This is a genomic window from Streptomyces sp. SID5469 (assembly GCF_009862865.1).
Lineage (GTDB): Bacteria > Actinomycetota > Actinomycetes > Streptomycetales > Streptomycetaceae > Streptomyces > Streptomyces avermitilis.
In genome coordinates, this window is sequence record NZ_WWIN01000001.1 from 466,860 (window position 1) to 482,966 (window position 16,107).

Annotated in this window: 10 protein-coding genes; 6 read left to right on the top strand and 4 right to left on the bottom strand. The window is 71.2% G+C overall.

The features are described from left to right. Positions 1 to 2: 2 nt before the first annotated feature. Genes GTY58_RS02160 through GTY58_RS02175 form a run of 4 tightly spaced genes read left to right on the top strand, consistent with a single transcriptional unit; the run spans position 3 to position 7,930 of the window. A complete protein-coding gene (locus GTY58_RS02160; protein WP_010981831.1) occupies positions 3 to 2,606 on the top strand; it encodes a putative baseplate assembly protein in 2,604 nt (867 codons plus the stop codon). After that, positions 2,603 to 4,702 (top strand): hypothetical protein, encoded by a 2,100-nt coding sequence (locus tag GTY58_RS02165; protein ID WP_010981832.1) that lies wholly within the window; start codon positions 2,603 to 2,605, stop codon positions 4,700 to 4,702. The genes GTY58_RS02160 and GTY58_RS02165 overlap by 4 nt, the downstream gene beginning before the upstream one ends. Positions 4,703 to 4,711: 9 nt before the next feature. Next, entirely contained in the window at positions 4,712 to 6,004 is a 1,293-nt protein-coding gene (locus GTY58_RS41480) for a DUF6519 domain-containing protein (protein WP_010981833.1), read from the top strand. Positions 6,005 to 6,037: 33 nt separating this feature from the next. Then, positions 6,038 to 7,930, top strand: coding sequence for a DUF4157 domain-containing protein (locus tag GTY58_RS02175; RefSeq protein WP_010981834.1), 1,893 nt, complete (start codon positions 6,038 to 6,040; stop codon positions 7,928 to 7,930). Between the two features lie 34 nt (positions 7,931 to 7,964). On the opposite strand, the gene GTY58_RS02180 is transcribed toward GTY58_RS02175, so the two are convergent. Both GTY58_RS02180 and GTY58_RS02185 read right to left on the bottom strand, forming a co-directional pair. Then, a complete protein-coding gene (locus GTY58_RS02180; RefSeq protein WP_010981835.1) occupies positions 7,965 to 8,186 on the bottom strand; it encodes a hypothetical protein in 222 nt (73 codons plus the stop codon). A 62-nt stretch (positions 8,187 to 8,248) separates the two neighbouring features. Further along, positions 8,249 to 8,965, bottom strand: coding sequence for a BTAD domain-containing putative transcriptional regulator (locus tag GTY58_RS02185; protein ID WP_010981836.1), 717 nt, complete (start codon positions 8,963 to 8,965; stop codon positions 8,249 to 8,251). Positions 8,966 to 9,165: 200 nt separating this feature from the next. Between GTY58_RS02185 and GTY58_RS02190 the strand changes: the two genes are divergently transcribed. Both GTY58_RS02190 and GTY58_RS02195 read left to right on the top strand, forming a co-directional pair. After that, complete coding sequence (locus GTY58_RS02190; protein ID WP_010981837.1) at positions 9,166 to 12,000, top strand: LuxR family transcriptional regulator; 2,835 nt, start codon at positions 9,166 to 9,168, stop codon at positions 11,998 to 12,000. A 769-nt stretch (positions 12,001 to 12,769) separates the two neighbouring features. After that, a complete protein-coding gene (locus tag GTY58_RS02195) occupies positions 12,770 to 12,907 on the top strand; it encodes a hypothetical protein (RefSeq protein WP_154696711.1) in 138 nt (45 codons plus the stop codon). Positions 12,908 to 13,023: 116 nt separating this feature from the next. On the opposite strand, the gene pntB is transcribed toward GTY58_RS02195, so the two are convergent. Both pntB and GTY58_RS02205 read right to left on the bottom strand, forming a co-directional pair. Next, positions 13,024 to 14,490: a Re/Si-specific NAD(P)(+) transhydrogenase subunit beta gene (gene pntB / locus GTY58_RS02200; protein ID WP_010981839.1), complete on the bottom strand. Its 1,467-nt coding sequence runs from the start codon at positions 14,488 to 14,490 to the stop codon at positions 13,024 to 13,026. Positions 14,491 to 14,496: 6 nt separating this feature from the next. Next, positions 14,497 to 16,053 carry a Re/Si-specific NAD(P)(+) transhydrogenase subunit alpha gene (locus GTY58_RS02205; RefSeq protein WP_010981840.1) on the bottom strand — a complete coding sequence of 519 codons (1,557 nt, stop codon included), beginning with the start codon at positions 16,051 to 16,053 and terminating at the stop codon, positions 14,497 to 14,499. Between the last annotated feature and the right edge of the window lie 54 nt (positions 16,054 to 16,107).

The window sequence follows — 16,107 nt, forward strand, 5'->3', positions numbered from 1 at the left end:
CCATGTGCGCCACGGGTGAGGGCAGTTGCTGCTGCACGACCGGGGCCGGGACCCCGCTGCCGACGGACAACCCGCCCGGCGCCGCGCGGTTGCGCGCCCGGGCCGGCACCCACGCCACGTTCCTCGCGTCGATGACCAGGGCCCTGTCCGGCTCCGCGCACCCCGAACTGGCCGAGCTCAGCACCCGGGACCCCGCCGACCCCGCGCTGGCCCTGCTGGACGCGTGGGCCTGCGTCGGTGACGTCCTGACCTTCTATCAGGAGCGCATCGCCGACGAGGGCTACCTCGGGACCGCCACCGAACGCCGGTCGCTGGTGGAGCTGGGCCGCCTGGTCGGGTACCGGCCGCGGCCGGGCCTGGCGGCGGACGGGTGGCTCGCCTACACCCTGGATCCGGACCCGGCCGACGTGGAGGTCACGGTCCCCGCCGGGTCGCAGGTGCAGAGCGTGCCGGATCCGGGGGCACAGCCCGTGGTGTTCGAGACGGCGGAGGATCTGGTGGCGCGGCCTTCGTGGGGCGCGCTTCGGGTGCGGACTCGGCGGCCGATGCCGATGACACGCGAGTGCGCGCTGGGACTGCGGGTCGTGTACGTGGACGGGGTGAGCGCGGGGGTCGCCCCGAACGACCGGCTGCTGTTCCACTTCGACGACGGCAAGCTGCCCACGTTGCGGATCGTGGAGTCCGTTCACGCCGACGCCCTGGCGGGCACGACAGCCGTCGCTCTGGTGCGGATCTCCGACAAGTTCGAGAAGGCGTGCCGGGAGACCGTCGGGAGGACGGGGAGGGCCGCGTTCGTACGGCTCGACGTGCTGCGGGTCAGGGCGGCGCCGTTCGGTACCGCCGCGCCGCAGAAACTGAAGTCCACCGGCGAGGTGGGAGCCACCGCCGCGGCGGTCCCGGAGTTCGAGGAATGGCCGTTGGACCCCGCCCTCTACACAGTGGGGACGAAACCCGAGGAGGAAAGGCGCCGGCTCTGGCTGGACGGGGACCATCCGCGGATCCTGCGGGGCAGCTGGATCGTCATCGAGTCGGCTGACGGCTGGGGGACGCCGTTCCAGGCCACCGACGTCCGCAGCCGCGGCCTCGCGCACTACGGCATCACGGGCAAGGTCACCGTCCTCGACCTGCCGACGACGTGGTACGACAACCCGGCTGACGGCACCCCGTTGCTGAGCCTGCACAGGGGCCTCACCGTCCACGCCCAGGCCGAGCCCCTCACCCTCGCCGACGGCCCCTTCACCGACGGGCTCACGGGATCCGCCGTCGACCTGGACCGGGTGATCACCGCCCCGCCCCCGTCCCGCACCGTCCTCATCAGCGGCGCCCCCGTCGACGGCGGCGCGCCCGCCGGCGAGGTCGCCCACGTCCTGGCCACCCACACGGTCACCGACCCCAACCGGCCGGGGGCGACCCCGTACACCGTCCTCGAACTGGCCGCCGGGCTGCGCCACACCTACCGCCGCGACACGGTCACCGTGTGGGGCAACGCCGTACGCGCCACCCACGGCGAGACCAGGGAGGAGCCGGCGCTCGGCAGCGGCGACGCGTCCCGGCCGGGCCAGACCTTTACCCTGGCCGCGCATCCGCTCACCCACGTGGCGGCCCCCGCTGCCGACGGAGGACAGGCCGAACTCACCGTCAGGGTCGGCGAGTCGGCGTGGTCCGAGACGGACGAGATCGCCCACGCCGCCCCCGCCGAGCACGCCTACGAACTCCGTGCGGACGACACCGGCACCGCCACCGTCACCTTCGGGGACGGCCGTCGCGGGTCCCGGCTGCCCACCGGCACGGCCAACATCGCCGCCCGCTACCGGGTCGGCCTCGGGCGCGCGGGCAACCTGCGGGCCGGGCAGTTGAGCCAGTTGCGCGCCAAGCCCCTCGGGATCGACGCCGTCGTCAATCCGCTGTCCACCGGCGGCGGCACCGACGCCGACACCGACGCCGCGCTGCGCGGCCGGGCGCCGCTGCCGACGCTGGCCATGGACCGCCTCGTCGGCCTGCGTGACTACGCCGACTTCACGCTGGCCCGGGCCGGTATCGGCCGGGCGGCCGCCGCCCGGCTGACCGTCGGCGGCCGCGAACTCGTGCACGTCACCGTGGCCGGTGTCGACGACGCCGAACTCGACCCGGACACGGCCGTCGTCACCTCCCTGCTGGCCGCGTTCCGCCGCTACGGCGACCCGGGCGTGCCGGCCGCCGTCGCGCCCCGCACCCGTTGGAACCTCGTCCTCCAGGCCCGGATCGGCATCGCCCCCGACCGTTCCGCCGTCCTGCTGGAGCCGCGCGTCCGGGCGGAGTTCGAGCGTGTCTTCGCCTTCGGCGCACGGGAGTTGGGCCGGAGCGCGTACGTGGCGGAGGCCGTGGCCGCGCTTCAGGGGGTGCCGGGGGTGGTCTTCGTGGACGTACGGCGTTTCGGTGCGACTCTCGGGACGACACCCGCCGACGCGGCCGAGGTCACGGGGGTCGCGCAGCGTGTCCTGGCGCGGCCGGCCCGCGTCGAGTTCGGAGCAGCGCCGCCGACGGAGGTCGTCCGTCCCGCGGATCTCGTCGTCGCCGCACCGGGCCTCCCTGGCTTCGTCGTACTGAACCTGGAGGTGGCCCGATGAGCAGCCCGCCCCCCGACCGCCTCTACGACCTGCTGCCCGCGGTCCACCGCGGCCGCGACGAGGAACAGGGCTTCCCGCTGCGGGCGTTGCTGCGGATCGTCGAGGAGCAGGTCCGGGTGATCGAGGAGGACCTGGACACCTGGTACGCCAACTGGTTCGTGGAGACGTGCGAGGACTGGGTGGTGCCGTACATCGGCGCCCTGGTCGGCACCCGCCCCCCGCCGCCGGGCAGTTCACCCGGAGCGGTCCGCGCGCTGTCGCCGCGCCAGGACGTGGCGGACGCGGTGGCGAACCGGCGTCGCAAGGGCGGTGCGGCGGCGCTGGAGGCGGTCGCCCTGGACAGTTCCGGCTGGCCCGCCCGGGCCGTCGAGCTGTACCGGCACCTGGTGCGCGCCCAGCACGCACGGCATGTGCGGCTCGACCGCCCCGCCACCTTCGCCGTGCGCGACCCGCTGGCCTGCGCCCGGCTCGGCGGCCCCTTCGACGACGCGCCGCACCTGGTCGACGTACGGCGGCCGAACAGCACGCAGACCCGTGGGCTGCACGGCATCCCGAGTCTGGCCCTGTTCGTCTGGCGGCTGCGGGCCTTCCCGGTGACCCGGGCGCCGGCGTTCTGCATCGACCAGCGCTACAGCCGCTATCTCGTCAACGTCCTCGGTATCGACACCCGGTTGTTCGCCCCGGCACCGCAAGGCCCGGCGCCCGCACGGGTGTCGGGCCCCGGCGACGTACCGCATCCGCTGGGGCGGGAGGAGTTCGAGGCCGCCGTCACCGAGTACTACGGCCCAGGCAGAAGCCTGGAGATCTGGCGGGACTCCCCCGACAACCCGGTACCGGCGGAACAGATCATCGTCGCCGACCTCACCGACTGGCGCTATCGGCCGCGGCCGGGGCAGGTCGTGGTCGACCCGGTGCTCGGCCGGATCGCCTTCCCGGCGGACGAGGCGCCGGAGGACGGGGTGTGGGTGAGCTGGCACTACGGTTTCGCCGACGCGATGGGCGGTGGCGCGTACCGACGCCCGCAGACCCCGGTCGGCGAACGCAAGCTGTACGCGGTGGGCGGCGAGGACGACTTGGGCTCGATCACGGCCGCGCTGCGGCAGTGGCGGGCGGACAAGGCAGCGGATCCGTCCCTTCATGACGCGCTGATCGAGATCCGCGACTCGGCCGACTACACGGAGGCCCTGCGGATCGACCTGGACGAGGACGACCGGCTCGAGATACGCGCCGCACGTGGTGAACGCCCGGTCGTCCGCCTGCTCAACCAGAAGGCCAACCGCTTCGACGCGCTCACCGTACGGGCCACCGCGAAGAAGCCGCCGCCCGGCACGGTCGCCGACTGCCCGCCGCCGGCCACCCGCCGCCCGCAACTGGTCCTGGACGGTCTGGTGGTGAGCGGCCGCAGCCTTGACGTGGTCGGCCAGATCGGCGAAGTGCTGGTCCGCCACTGCACGTTGGTCCCCGGCTGGGAGTTGGACCACGATTGCCGCCCCCGCTGGGGCGAGGAACCGTCCGTCGAACTGCGCCGCACCACAGCCCGCCTACGCGTGGAGCATTCAATAGTCGGCACGATCGTGGTGGACCAGGACGAGACGAAGGGCAACCCGCTGACCGTCGAGATCCTGGACTCGATCGTCGACGCCACGTCCCACGACCTGCCCGCCGTGACAGCCCCCGAGGACCGTTTCGCCCACGCCGAGTTGACCCTGCGCCGCTGCACGGTCCTGGGCGACGTGCGCGTCCACGCCCTCCCCCTCGGCGAGAACAGCATCGTCACGGGCTGCCTGCACACCCTCCGCCGCGACACGGGCTGTCTGCGCTACTCGTACGCCCCGGTCTCGCACCCTGGCCCGCCCCGCTACCGCTGCGCCACGGACCCCGCCCGTCCGCACTTCACCAGCACCCGCTACGGCCACCCCGGCTACTGCCAACTCCACACCGCCTGCGACCCGTTGATCTCCACGGGCGCCGAGGACGGCGCCGAGCTGGGCGCCTTCCACGACCTGTACCAGCCCCAAAGCCTGAGCAACCTCGTCGGCCATCTCGCCGAGTACGTGCCGCTCGGCGTCGAGGCAGCCGTCATCACCGCCACCTAGGGGGACGCCGTGCACGGTGACTTCTCGAACATCACGTTCTCGCCCGACCGTAGCTATTCGACCGTGTTCGACCTCCAGGGACGGGTGGGGCTGGACGCCAACCGGAACGAACAGACAGCCATCCTGCTGCACTACCTACGGACGGCGATGGCCGACCTGGTCGGGCCCTACGCCGGCCCCGCCACCAGCCTGGGCTTCGAGATCTCCGACATCGGCACCGGCGGATTCTCCATCGGGGCGGGCCGCTACTACGTGGACGGCATCCTCGTCGAGAACCCCGCCAAGGTGACCTACGCCGAGCAGCCGCACGCCTACATCGACCTCGACGACGCCGACCGACTGCCGTCGGGCAGTTACGTCGTCTACCTCAAGGTCTGGGAACGCCACGTCACCGAGGTCGAGGACCCCTCGCTCCACGAACCCGCGCTCGGCCTGCACCAGCCCGACTCGGCGAGCCGCGCCCAGGTGGTGTGGCAGGTCCGGGCACTGCCGCTCAAGAGCCGGCAGAACCCCGTGCACCGGATCGCCGCCGAGCACGCACCGGACCGGGGCACGGGCGTCCTCGACGTCCGCACCTCCCGCGACGACAGCTCGGCCGACGATCCCTGCACGGCGTCGCCTGACGCGTCGTACACCGGCGAGAACCAGCTCTACCGGGTGGAGATCCGGCGCGGCGGTACGGCGGCCGACGGCGCGACGTTCGCGTGGTCCCGGGACAACGGCTCGGTGATCCACCCCGTCCGCCCTCTCGGCGGCACCAAGATGCGGCTGACGTCACCGGCCCGGGACCGGCACACCGCTCTGGAGCCCGGCCACTGGGTCGAGGTGGTCGACGACGCGATCTCGCTCCGCCGCGACCTCGGCCTGCCCGCCGGGGCACCCCCGCTCCACCGGATCGACGACATCGACCCCGACACCCTGACGGTCATCCTCGCCACCACCCCCGACCCACCCGTCTCCCCCGACCGCCACCCCTACCTCCGCCGCTGGGACCACACCCCCCTCGACACCGACTCGGGCGGCGCGATCCCGATCACGGAAGGCCCCTGGATCCCCCTGGAACACGGCATCGAAATCCACTTCCAGCCCTCCGCGGCACGGGAGCCGGCCCACGAGTACCGCTGCGGCGACCACTGGACCTTCGCCGCCCGCCGGACTCTCGGCACGGCCATCTGGCCGTATCCGGGTGGGAGTGGGCCGCATGGGGTGCGGTATCACTTGGCGCCGCTGGCGGTGGTGGCGGGGAGCAAGGTGAGTCCGCTGCGGACGTCGTTCGCGGTGCCGTTGACGTCGGGCGTGTAAGTGCCCCTATGTCCTCTGAAGGAAGGCCCTTCGATGATTCGCGCGCTGATCGACAGAGGCCGGACGGGCCATGATGCGGCTGCTGTTCTCCACAGCCGAGGCCACCCCCTTGATGCCGGGATCAGGCAGACCATGGAGATGGCCTTCGGTCATGACTTCAGCCAGGTGCGTGTGCACTCCGATCCGCAGGCTCACGCCCTGACCCGGCGGATGAACGCCAGGGCTCTCACCCTGGGCGACCACATCGCGCTGGGCCAGGACTGGTACAGCCCCGATTCAGCGGACGAGCTCCGGGCTCTGGCGCACGAACTCGCGCACGTCGTTCAGCAACGATCCGGCTGTGCGGAACCGCCAGCCCCTTCTCCCCATACGGAAACCGAGCATGAGGCTGTCGCGGCCGCCGACACCGTGATGGGCGGCGGAGCCGCCCGGGTACGCGGGCGCACCGGGATCGGTGTCGCCCGGCAGGCCGTCGAGTCCGACCCTTCCGACCTGTCCGACACGCAACTCGAACAGGAGTGGCTCCTGGCCGCGGCATGGCTGGTCGACCACTCCATGCTCGAGAGTGACTACTTCACGGTGGCGAAGTATGTGAAATCCCTCGAGGACGCGATGCGGGGACGCGCGGGAGGCGCACACCGGGCTCAGTCCGAGGGGACGCTGCCGTTGGAGCCGCTGCGGCCCAGCATCCTTCAGGTCCCTCTCCGGTCGCCCGTCGGTGCGGCAGGCTCCAGCGGAGCCGTTCCCGCCGCCCCGCGACCGGTAGTCGCCACGCCCCTCGACATACCGGCTGAGGGGGTCGACATGCCCTGGGTCGGCCGCGGGAAAGGCATCTCGTCCAGCGAGCTCGGTTACCTGCGAGACTCGAAGTACTTCTGGCCCCGGTTCCAGCAGAGCTACGGTTCCGCCATCAGCCTGGCCAACGCACAGCTCATCGCGTCGGGCCAGGCTCCCCGCGTCGATGCCACCTGGATCGAGCATTTCCCGGGCCATGCCGCCTATGTGAACGACACTCTGGAACACCATCACGTCGGCCAGGGGTCTCGTGCCGTTCCGCTGCCGAGCCGTCTGCACGACGCCTACACGGTGTTTCACCCGCAGCGCCGTGTGGTGAGCACACCGCAGGGAGGCCTGCGACCGATACCCCCACCACGCTCTCACGCCGACGCCCAGACCAATCTGAACAGCCATGTGGAGGCCGGTCGTATCAGCGGCCCGGGGATCGACCCGACGAAGCCGCCCACTGTTCCGGCCGTCCCACCGGCCTCAGAAGTAGCCGGACAACGAGCCACACCGCCGGCGGCCGTCCCCCGGATGTTCGGAGGGGGCCGGATACGGGGGCTCGTCGGCGGAACGATACTGGGCGGCCTCCAGCTGCTCGCCGGATATCTGTCCGCCAAGCTCCAAGACCACTTCGACCAGCAGCGCTGGGAACGGGAACGGGAGACCATTCAGGCACAGGTCGAACGAGAGCTCGACGGGATGTCCTTGGAGATCACCGACCGCTACCTGGACGCTCCTGGCAGGGAGGTATTCGCCGTCGTCGCGATCACCTCCACGGCACTCCGCACGGTGCAGGTCTACGCTACGGGCATACAAAGTGAAGTCGTGGACCAGACCGTGTACTTGGGCAGCAAGCTCGCGTCTGTGGAACTCGGCTCCGCGGCCCGGAGTGAGCGGCATGAAGAGGTACGGCAGATAGCGGCCCCGCTCAATCTGGGTTTCCCGACCACGACGTACACCACCACGACCTTGTACTCATTCGCAGTGCCGAGCCCGGACCTCATCGCCTTGCGTTGGCGGGCCTTGGAACGACTTCGCGACCTCGATCTGCAGGCACCCGCGTCACAGACTGCTCAGGCCGCTGCCGCGGTCCAGGAGGAACGAACCCGCCTGTCCGCCTGGCTGCGCCCCTCCGCCGACTAGCGCCCGGGACGGCGGCAGTGAACGGCCGACAGCATCACGTCGCGCCTGACGGCGGATTCGGACGGTCGTGGGCACAGGCGTCCAACCACTCGTGTACGACCCCCAGGACCGCGTCGCGCCCGACCAGCACCATGGTTTCACCTGGGGTATGCACGTCGACTGCCTGGATGACGCGGGCGCGCAGCGTGGGCGAAGCGGGCTCGAACCACACAGTGATCAGCAGCACGGCGGTGGGAGTCTCCGGTGTTTCGCTCATGCCGGTCCGCTCGTCGGAGGATGCGCATGGGCCGACACTGGCACGGTCCTGTCACACGCCCGTCAGTCACGGATCAACGCGCAGGCCGGAAGCATCGAAGTGAAGCCCAGAGAAGGGGCGATACCGAGTTCGATGCGGAGAAGGTCCTTGAACGCCCGGTAATGCCGAATCGCCTCCAGCACATTGTGCTCGGCCAGGTGTACCGCGACCACAGCTCGGTGGGCGCTCTCCCGCAAGGGTTCGATCCTGACGCTCTCCAATGCGGCCTCCAGAGCGAGGGCGTGGTGCCCCTCCGCCAAGAGTCGGTGGGCCAGGGAGTCCAGCGCATGCAAACGGAGCTGACGAAGACGTTCGCGTTCGAAGAGCACCCAGTCCTCGTCCCAGCCGGGGAGGAGGTCGCCAGCGAAGAGCAGGTCCCGGGGCGGTGCGGGTGCCGGGGGTGATGTGCCGACCACGTGCAGGGCCGAGTTCATCAGGGTCCGGGCGTCCACGGTGACCGACTCGGCCAGTGCGAGGGTGTCGCCCTCGCTGCACACCAGCGGCTCCCTCCCCCGGTGCAGCCGCCAGAGCGCCGTACGCAAGCTCCCGTGCGCCCGTTCCTCCGGCACGTCCGGCCACAGTGTCCCCGCGACCACCGTGCGGGTGCCGTGGTGGCGCATGCCGAGGTAGGCGAGGAGGCGTTGGGCCGCGGTGCCGACGTCGAGCGTGGTGGGGCCGTAGGTCAGGGTGAAGCGGCCCAGTAGGCACAGTCTGGGCGCGAACGTGTCGGCAGTGCTCATGGCGCCTCCCCCGACGCATCCCACGAGTCCGATCGATGCAACTGCACAAGAGGGTTCCGGCGCATCGGGGAACTCCCTATGTTCGTAAGGTTTTTCACGAAACGCCAAAGCCGGACAAGGATGCGCAATCGCCCACGTCGATCACCCCGACGGGAGCACTCTGGTGACGCGGCCCACGGCCGCGGGCGTACGGGGGCGTCATGGACGAGACGACGGTCGTGACCGGCGGCGTACCGGGGGCCGGGACGGGGCCGGCCGGGGACACCGAGTTCCCGCCGGTCGGACGAGAGTGTGAACGGGCCCTGCTCGACGGGCTGTTGGATGCCCTGACGGAGCGGGGTGGCGCCCTGCTGCTCAGCGGTGACCCGGGGACCGGGAAGAGCATGCTGCTGGGGTACACGGCCGGCCGCTGCCGTACGACCGTGTTGCGGGCCCGCGGGGTGGAGTCGGAGGCGGTGCTGCCCTATACCGTCCTCGCCGACCTGTTGCTTCCGCTCCGGCCGTACTTCACCGAGCTGCCCCCGGGGCAGAGACGGGCGCTGGAGGGCTGTCTGGCGCTGGCGGACGTGGCGGGGCCCAATCCCTATGCGGTGTGCGCCGGTGCGCTCGGTGTGCTAGCGGCGGCCGGTGAGGTGCGGCCGCTGCTGGTGGTCGTGGACGATCTGCACTGGGTGGATCCCTCGTCACGGCAGGTCCTGCAGTTCGTGGCACGCAGGCTGACCACGGAGCGGGTGGCGCTGGTGATGGCCGTGCAGCCCGGGGCCGAAGAGGACGGCCCGTGGGCGAGCGTGCCGCGGGTGGCGCTGGGGCCGCTGGCCGAGGACGACTGCTGGACGCTGCTGCGACGGCACGGACTGGACCGAACGGATCCGGCGGCGGATCGGCTGGTCCGGCTGTCGCTGGGCAATCCGCTGGTGCTCGTCGAGTACGCGGGCATGCTCGCCCGGATGCGCGCGACGGGAGCCACGCAGTGGGACGAGATGTGGGAGGCGCCCGGGCCGCTGGTGGAGCGGGCCTGGCGGGGACAGCTGCGCGCGCTGCCGCATCGCACCCGGGAGGCACTGGTGTACGTCGCCGCCTGCCGCACACCCGACCTCGCCCTGCTGACCAAGGCGTTGGCGGCGGACGGCACGGACCTGGACGCGCTGGACGCGGCCGAGCGGACCGGACTGGTGCGGATCCGGGACGGCGTGTGCGAGCTCCGGCATCCCGTGCTGCGGCCGGTGGTGCTGGGCCAGTGCACCACGGCCCGCCGGCTCCAGGTGTATCGGCGGCTTGCGGCGCTGTCATCGGACGAGCTGCGGACCTGGTATCTGGCCGCCGCCGCGCCCGGCCCGGACGAGGCGGTCGCCGGCCGGCTGGCCGCCGACGCCGAACAGGCTCGTAGGCGCAATGCGTTGGCGGCCGCGGCATGCGCCTGGCACCGTGCCGCCGAGCTGTCCCCGGACCCCGCTGACGCCGCGCGTCGGCTGCTCGAAGCGGCCCGTGACGCCTTCTGTGGCGGCACCGCACGCGACGCCGCCCGCTGGTGCGAACAGGCCCTCGTGCACAGCCGTGACCCGCGGCTCACCGCCGACATCGGGCTGCTGCGCGGACAGGCCTGCACCTGGCTCGGCGACCCGGCCCGCGCCCACCGGCTCCTCGTCGACGCCGCCCGTGCGGTGGAACCCGTGGACCGGCCCCGGGCCTGCCTCCTGTACGGCGCCGCGGTGGCGCCCGCGATGATGGACGGTCGGCTGCGGCACGCCTCCGACATCGCGGCACGCTGCCAGGAACTCGCCGACGACGGACGGGACACCCAGCGCCGGCACGCCGCCGTGATGCGGGCCAAGGCCCAGGCCCTGGGCGGCGACGTGCCGACAGGACGCGCGGCCCTGCTCGCGCTCCTGGACGAGAGCCACAGCCCTGTGGCCATGGACATCGCCCGCGGCCCCGAGGAACGCCAGATCGCCATGGACATCGCGCAGGGCCTCTCCTGGACGGACGACGGCGAGGCCGCCCGGCCGGTGCTGGACGCAGTGATCGAGTGCACACGGCGCGACAGTTCACCGACGCTCTTGTCGTACGCGCTGCTGGGCCGGTGCGAGGTGGAGATGTGGAGCCATTGGCAGCAGGCACGTGCGGACGCTGCGGAAGCACTGCGCTGGGCCGAGGAGTTCGGGCTTCTGGCGATGTCGGGCTACGCACTGATCCAGCTGGCCCGGCTGGATGGCCTGCGGGGCGACACTGCGGCCTGCGAGGAGCGGATCGCCCGGTACGAGCACTGGTGCGGCGGCCGGCTGCGCGGTCTGGACATGTTCGCGCGGGGCACGCTGGGGGCGGCCGCGCTGACCGCCGGGGATCCGGACACCTGCCGTACGCACCTGGAGGCGGCCTTCCGGATGGCCGACGGGATGGGGCTGGTCAACCCCAGCCTCATGCCGTGGGTGGCGGATCTGGCGGAGGCGTCTCTGCGTACCGGCGCACGGGAGCGAGCCGTCGCGGTCGCGGACTGGCTCGCCGAGCGCGCCGAGGCGACCGCGCTGGCGTGGCCCGCGGCCGCGTACGCCCGCTGCCGGGTGATGCTGGCGCGGACGGCGCAGGAGGCCGCCGACTGGCTCGCCACCGCCGAACTCGCCCACAGCAAACGGGAGATGCCTTTCGAACGGGCACGCACCCGGCTCGTCGCCGGAGAGGTGCTACGACGGTTCCGGCGGCCGTCGGCGGCGCAGGAACCCCTGCTCGCCGCGCAGCGCACGTTCACCGCGTTGGGGGCGGCGCCGTGGGCGGCCCGAGCCCGGGCGGAGGTCGCGGCGGCCGGGCACCGCACCGCCGTCCGCCAGACCGAGCCGTCCTTGACGGAGCTGCTCACGCCCCAGGAGTTCCAGGTGGCACGGGCCATCGGCGAGGGTCTGAGCAACGTCGAGGCCGCGGCCGCCCTGTTCCTGTCCCGCAAGACGATCGAGGCCCATCTCACCCGCGTCTACCGCAAGCTGGGCATCCGCTCGCGCTCGGACCTGGCACGCTGCATGGCACACGCCGGCGCCGTTGGATAACGCCTCATCAACTGCATCCCACACCTCGCGGTCGAACCGGTCCTCAAGCTCGACCGCGGTGAACTCCCGCCCGGAACGGCTGGTGTTCTTCAAGCCACCAAAGCGCCCCGCACCGTGAGGGTCCGACAGCGGCGTCCGGAAATCTCAGCCCGGCTTTGTCGGGGCTGCTTCCCGCCGTCCCCGACACCTCCCGGTTCAGGCTGCCTAGTACTTTCTTCACGCCTGGGCGCCGCGACGCCGCCGACGGCCTGGCGGTGCGCGCCGGACGGGACGCGGCAGTCGGCGCCGCGGTCTTGGCGGGGTGGGACTGGGTGCCTTTTTCAGTCGTGACCGCTGCCTCGGACGCCGGACCTGTGGACACAGTCCGCGCCTCCACCGGGGCGGCGACGTCGGTGAACGCCTCGGGCACCACCGTGTCCTGAACGGTAGGGCGGCGAAAGAGCCGCCCACGGGGCCTCGGACGGCCTGGTCGATGAGTTCCTTGACCCAGTCGGCGGGCGTTGGCTCGCCCGGGATTTCCCGGAACCAGAGCCGTGCCTCCTCCTTGGTGATTCTCTGGGAGCGCTCTCCGAGGTAGGGCCAGACATAGACGAGTGTGCCCGGCTCGCAGTGCCAGGCGTTGGCGAGTGCGCCGATGTCGACGGCGTCGTAGCCCAGGACGTCGAGAAGCCGGACGACCTCGGCCTTGGCGGCCGGGTCATCACCGGCCACGGGGGGCACTGCGGTCCGGTGCGCCAACGCCTCGATCTGCGTCAGCATCCACGACCGCATGAGCCCGCTTCAGCGGGCGGAGCTGCTGCGACTGCTGGCGGAGCACAGCAGTGACGGCACGACGCTGTTCAACCCTGAAGAAGCGCGGGGTACTGGCGCCGGTGATCAGCGCCCGCCGCGCCCCGGCCCGGCGTGAGGGCTCACTTCTAGTCGACCAGGTGGCCGACGCCCGCCCGACCATGCGCAAAGTGTGGGTGGACGTCGGCTACCGCAAGCATCGCGTCGGGCACGCCGCCAGCGGAAAACGACCTATCAGTGGCTGGCCACCGTCGCCTGGCGTGCGGCCGGGGCCGCGTCGTGTCGGCTGTCGGTGCTGAGCGCGTGCAGGATCTCCTCCACGCTCTGTTTGGCGTCGCCGAAGAGCATGCTGCTGTTCTCGCGGAAGAAGAGCGGGTTCTGCACGCCCGCATAGCCGGAGGCCATGGAGCGTTTGAAGACGATGACCTGCTCGGCTTCCCATACCCGCAGCACCGGCATGCCGGCGATCGGGCTGCCCGGGTCCTCGGTCGCGGCGGGGTTGACGGTGTCATTCGCACCGATGACCAGAACGACCGAGGTGTCGGCGAAGTCGTCGTTGATCTCGTCCATTTCCAGGACGATGTCGTAGGGCACCTTCGCCTCGGCCAGCAGCACGTTCATGTGCCCGGGCAGGCGCCCGGCGACAGGATGAACGCCGAAGCGGACCTCGATACCCCGCTCGCACAGTTGCCGCGTCAGCTCCGCGACCGGATGCTGGGCCTGAGCGACAGCCATGCCGTATCCGGGCGTAATGATCACTGAGCGGGCCTGAGCCAGCATCTCGGCCGCCTCCGCGGCCCGCACCTCGCGGTGCTCGCCCTGCTCCTCCTCGCCGCCGGACGGCGCCGCGATGCCGAAACCACCCGCTATGACGGAGAGGAACGACCGGTTCATCGCCTTGCACATGATGTACGACAGGTAGGCACCGGAGGAGCCCACCAGCGCGCCGGTGACGATGAGCAGGTTGTTGTCGAGCAGGAAGCCGGCCGCGGCCGCTGCCCAGCCCGAGTAGCTGTTCAGCATGGAGACGACGACCGGCATGTCGCCACCGCCGATCGAGGCAACCAGGTGCCAGCCCAGGGCCAGCGCCAGCGCGGTCACCGCGATCATCAGGGGTAGGTTCGGGCTGATCGCGAACCAGATGGTCAGCACGACGAACGCCGCGAGCGCGCCGAGGTTCAGCGCGTTCTTGCCCGGCAGCATCAAGGGACGGGACTTGATGCGCGCCGAGAGCTTCAGGAACGCGACGATCGAGCCGGTGAATGTGACCGCGCCGATGAAGATCCCGATGAACACCTCGGCGTGGTGGATGCCCAGCAGGTTGGCGCCGATCCGGGTCTGCGCCGAGCCGTGGGAATCCACCTCCAGGTAGCTGTTCCAGCCCACCAGCACCGCAGCGAGGCCGACGAAGCTGTGCAGGACAGCGATCAGTTCGGGCATCTGCGTCATCTCGACGCGGCGGGCCCGCCACAGGCCCATCGCCGCGCCGAGCGCCATCGCCAGCACGATCAGCGCGACCGCTCCGGCGGTGATGCTCCGCGCCGCCACAACCACGGTAGCGACCAGGGCAAGGGCCATGCCAGCAATGCCGTAGACGACGCCGGCGCGGGAGGTGCGATGCTGGGACAGGCCGGCCAGGCTGAGGATGAACAACAGGGCGGCGACCAGGTCGGCAGCGTGTGAAGCCTTCAGGGAGGTCATCTCGGCTCAGCCTTTCGAGAACATGGACAGCATGCGGCGGGTGACGGCGAAACCTCCGAAAATGTTGACGCTCGTCAGCAGGATCGCCACGAAGGACAGCGTGGTGACGATCCAGCTCTCGTGCCCGATCTGCAGCAAGGCCCCGATCACGACGATCCCGGAGATCGCGTTGGTCACCGACATCAGCGGGGTGTGCAGCGCATGGTGCACCTTGCCGATGACGTAATAGCCGATCACCACCGCCAGCGCGAACACGGTGAAGTTGCCCGCGAGTTGCGTGGGAGCGAAGGCCACCAGCAAAAACATCGCGAGCATCCCGAGCCCGATCAGGCCGAAGCGCCACGCAGGCGTCAGGTTCGACTGCTTCGGTTCGGGCGCTACGGGTGCGGCCGCAGGCTGCGCGGCGGGCGCGGCCGAGACCGCGACGGGCGGCGGCGGCCAGGTGACGTCACCGTCGCGCACCACGGTCACCGCCCGCTGCACAACGTCGTCGAAGTCGACCGTCAGCTGCCCGTCCTTGCCGGGAGTGAGCAGTTTCAGCAGGTTCAGCAGGTTGGTGCCGAACAGCTGCGAGGCCTGGGCCGGGAGCCGGGAGGCCAAGTCGGTGTAGCCGATGATGGTGACGCCGTTGTCGGTCACCACCGTCCGCCCCGGCACGGTGCCCTCGACGTTGCCGCCCATCGCGGCAGCCATGTCGACGATGACGCTGCCCGATTTCATGACGGCCACGTCCTCGGCCGTCAGCAGGCGCGGCGCCGGCCGGCCCGGGATCAGCGCGGTGGTGATCACCATGTCCACGTCCTCGGCCTGCTCGTGGTAGAGCTGGGCGGCGGCGCGGTCGTAGTCGGCGGACGTCGCCTTGGCATAGCCGTCGGTGCTCGACTCCTGAACGGCTTCCACCGGCAGGTACTCGCCGCCCAGCGACTTCACCTGGTCCGCGACCTCCGGCCGCGGGTCGGTGGCGCGCACGATCGCGCCGAGGCTGGAAGCGGCACCGATCGCCGCGAGACCGGCCACACCCGCGCCAGCCACCAGCACCTTCGCCGGCGGCACCTTACCCGCCGCAGTGACCTGGCCGGTGAAAAACCGTCCGAAGGCGTGCGCGGCCTCGATGACCGCGCGGTAACCAGCGATGTTCGCCATCGAGGACAGCACGTCCATCGACTGCGCCCGCGAAATGCGCGGCACCGCGTCCAGCGCCAGGGCGGTCACCCCGGCGTCGGCGAGCGCCTGAAGCAGCTCGGGCTTTTGCGCCGGGGTCAGCAGGGCGACCACGGTCGCGCCCTTTCGCAACCGGCAGATTTCCGCGTCGGAGGGGGCGTTCACCTTCAGCACGACATCCGCGTCCCAGGCCTCGCCAATCCCCGCGCCGGCATCGGCGTACGCCTGGTCACCGAAGCCGGAGGCCTCACCGGCCCCGGACTCGACGACGACCTCGTAGCCGAGGCCCAGCAGCAGTCGTACCGTCGCCGGGGTCGCCGCGACCCGCGTCTCCCCGGAGACAGACTCGGCCACTACGCCGATGCGCCGGGGAGGATGGTGTGAGGGTTTTTGAGCAGACATATCCTGTATCTCTCGTCAGAGGAGGGTGCGAAAGGGAAATCTGCGCTCGGGGAA

What these genes read in the sequence shown, in the direction of transcription:
- pntB (WP_010981839.1), bottom strand. Translation starts at nt 14,490, where the DNA reads ATGACCTCCCTGAAGGCTTCACACGCTGCCGACCTGGTCGCCGCCCTG.
- GTY58_RS02180 (WP_010981835.1), bottom strand. Translation starts at nt 8,186, where the DNA reads ATGAGCGAAACACCGGAGACTCCCACCGCCGTGCTGCTGATCACTGTG.
- GTY58_RS02175 (WP_010981834.1), top strand. Translation starts at nt 6,038, where the DNA reads ATGATTCGCGCGCTGATCGACAGAGGCCGGACGGGCCATGATGCGGCT.
- GTY58_RS02160 (WP_010981831.1), top strand. Translation starts at nt 3, where the DNA reads ATGTGCGCCACGGGTGAGGGCAGTTGCTGCTGCACGACCGGGGCCGGG.
- GTY58_RS02190 (WP_010981837.1), top strand. Translation starts at nt 9,166, where the DNA reads ATGGACGAGACGACGGTCGTGACCGGCGGCGTACCGGGGGCCGGGACG.
- GTY58_RS02205 (WP_010981840.1), bottom strand. Translation starts at nt 16,053, where the DNA reads ATGTCTGCTCAAAAACCCTCACACCATCCTCCCCGGCGCATCGGCGTA.
- GTY58_RS02185 (WP_010981836.1), bottom strand. Translation starts at nt 8,965, where the DNA reads ATGAGCACTGCCGACACGTTCGCGCCCAGACTGTGCCTACTGGGCCGC.
- GTY58_RS02195 (WP_154696711.1), top strand. Translation starts at nt 12,770, where the DNA reads ATGAGCCCGCTTCAGCGGGCGGAGCTGCTGCGACTGCTGGCGGAGCAC.
- GTY58_RS02165 (WP_010981832.1), top strand. Translation starts at nt 2,603, where the DNA reads ATGAGCAGCCCGCCCCCCGACCGCCTCTACGACCTGCTGCCCGCGGTC.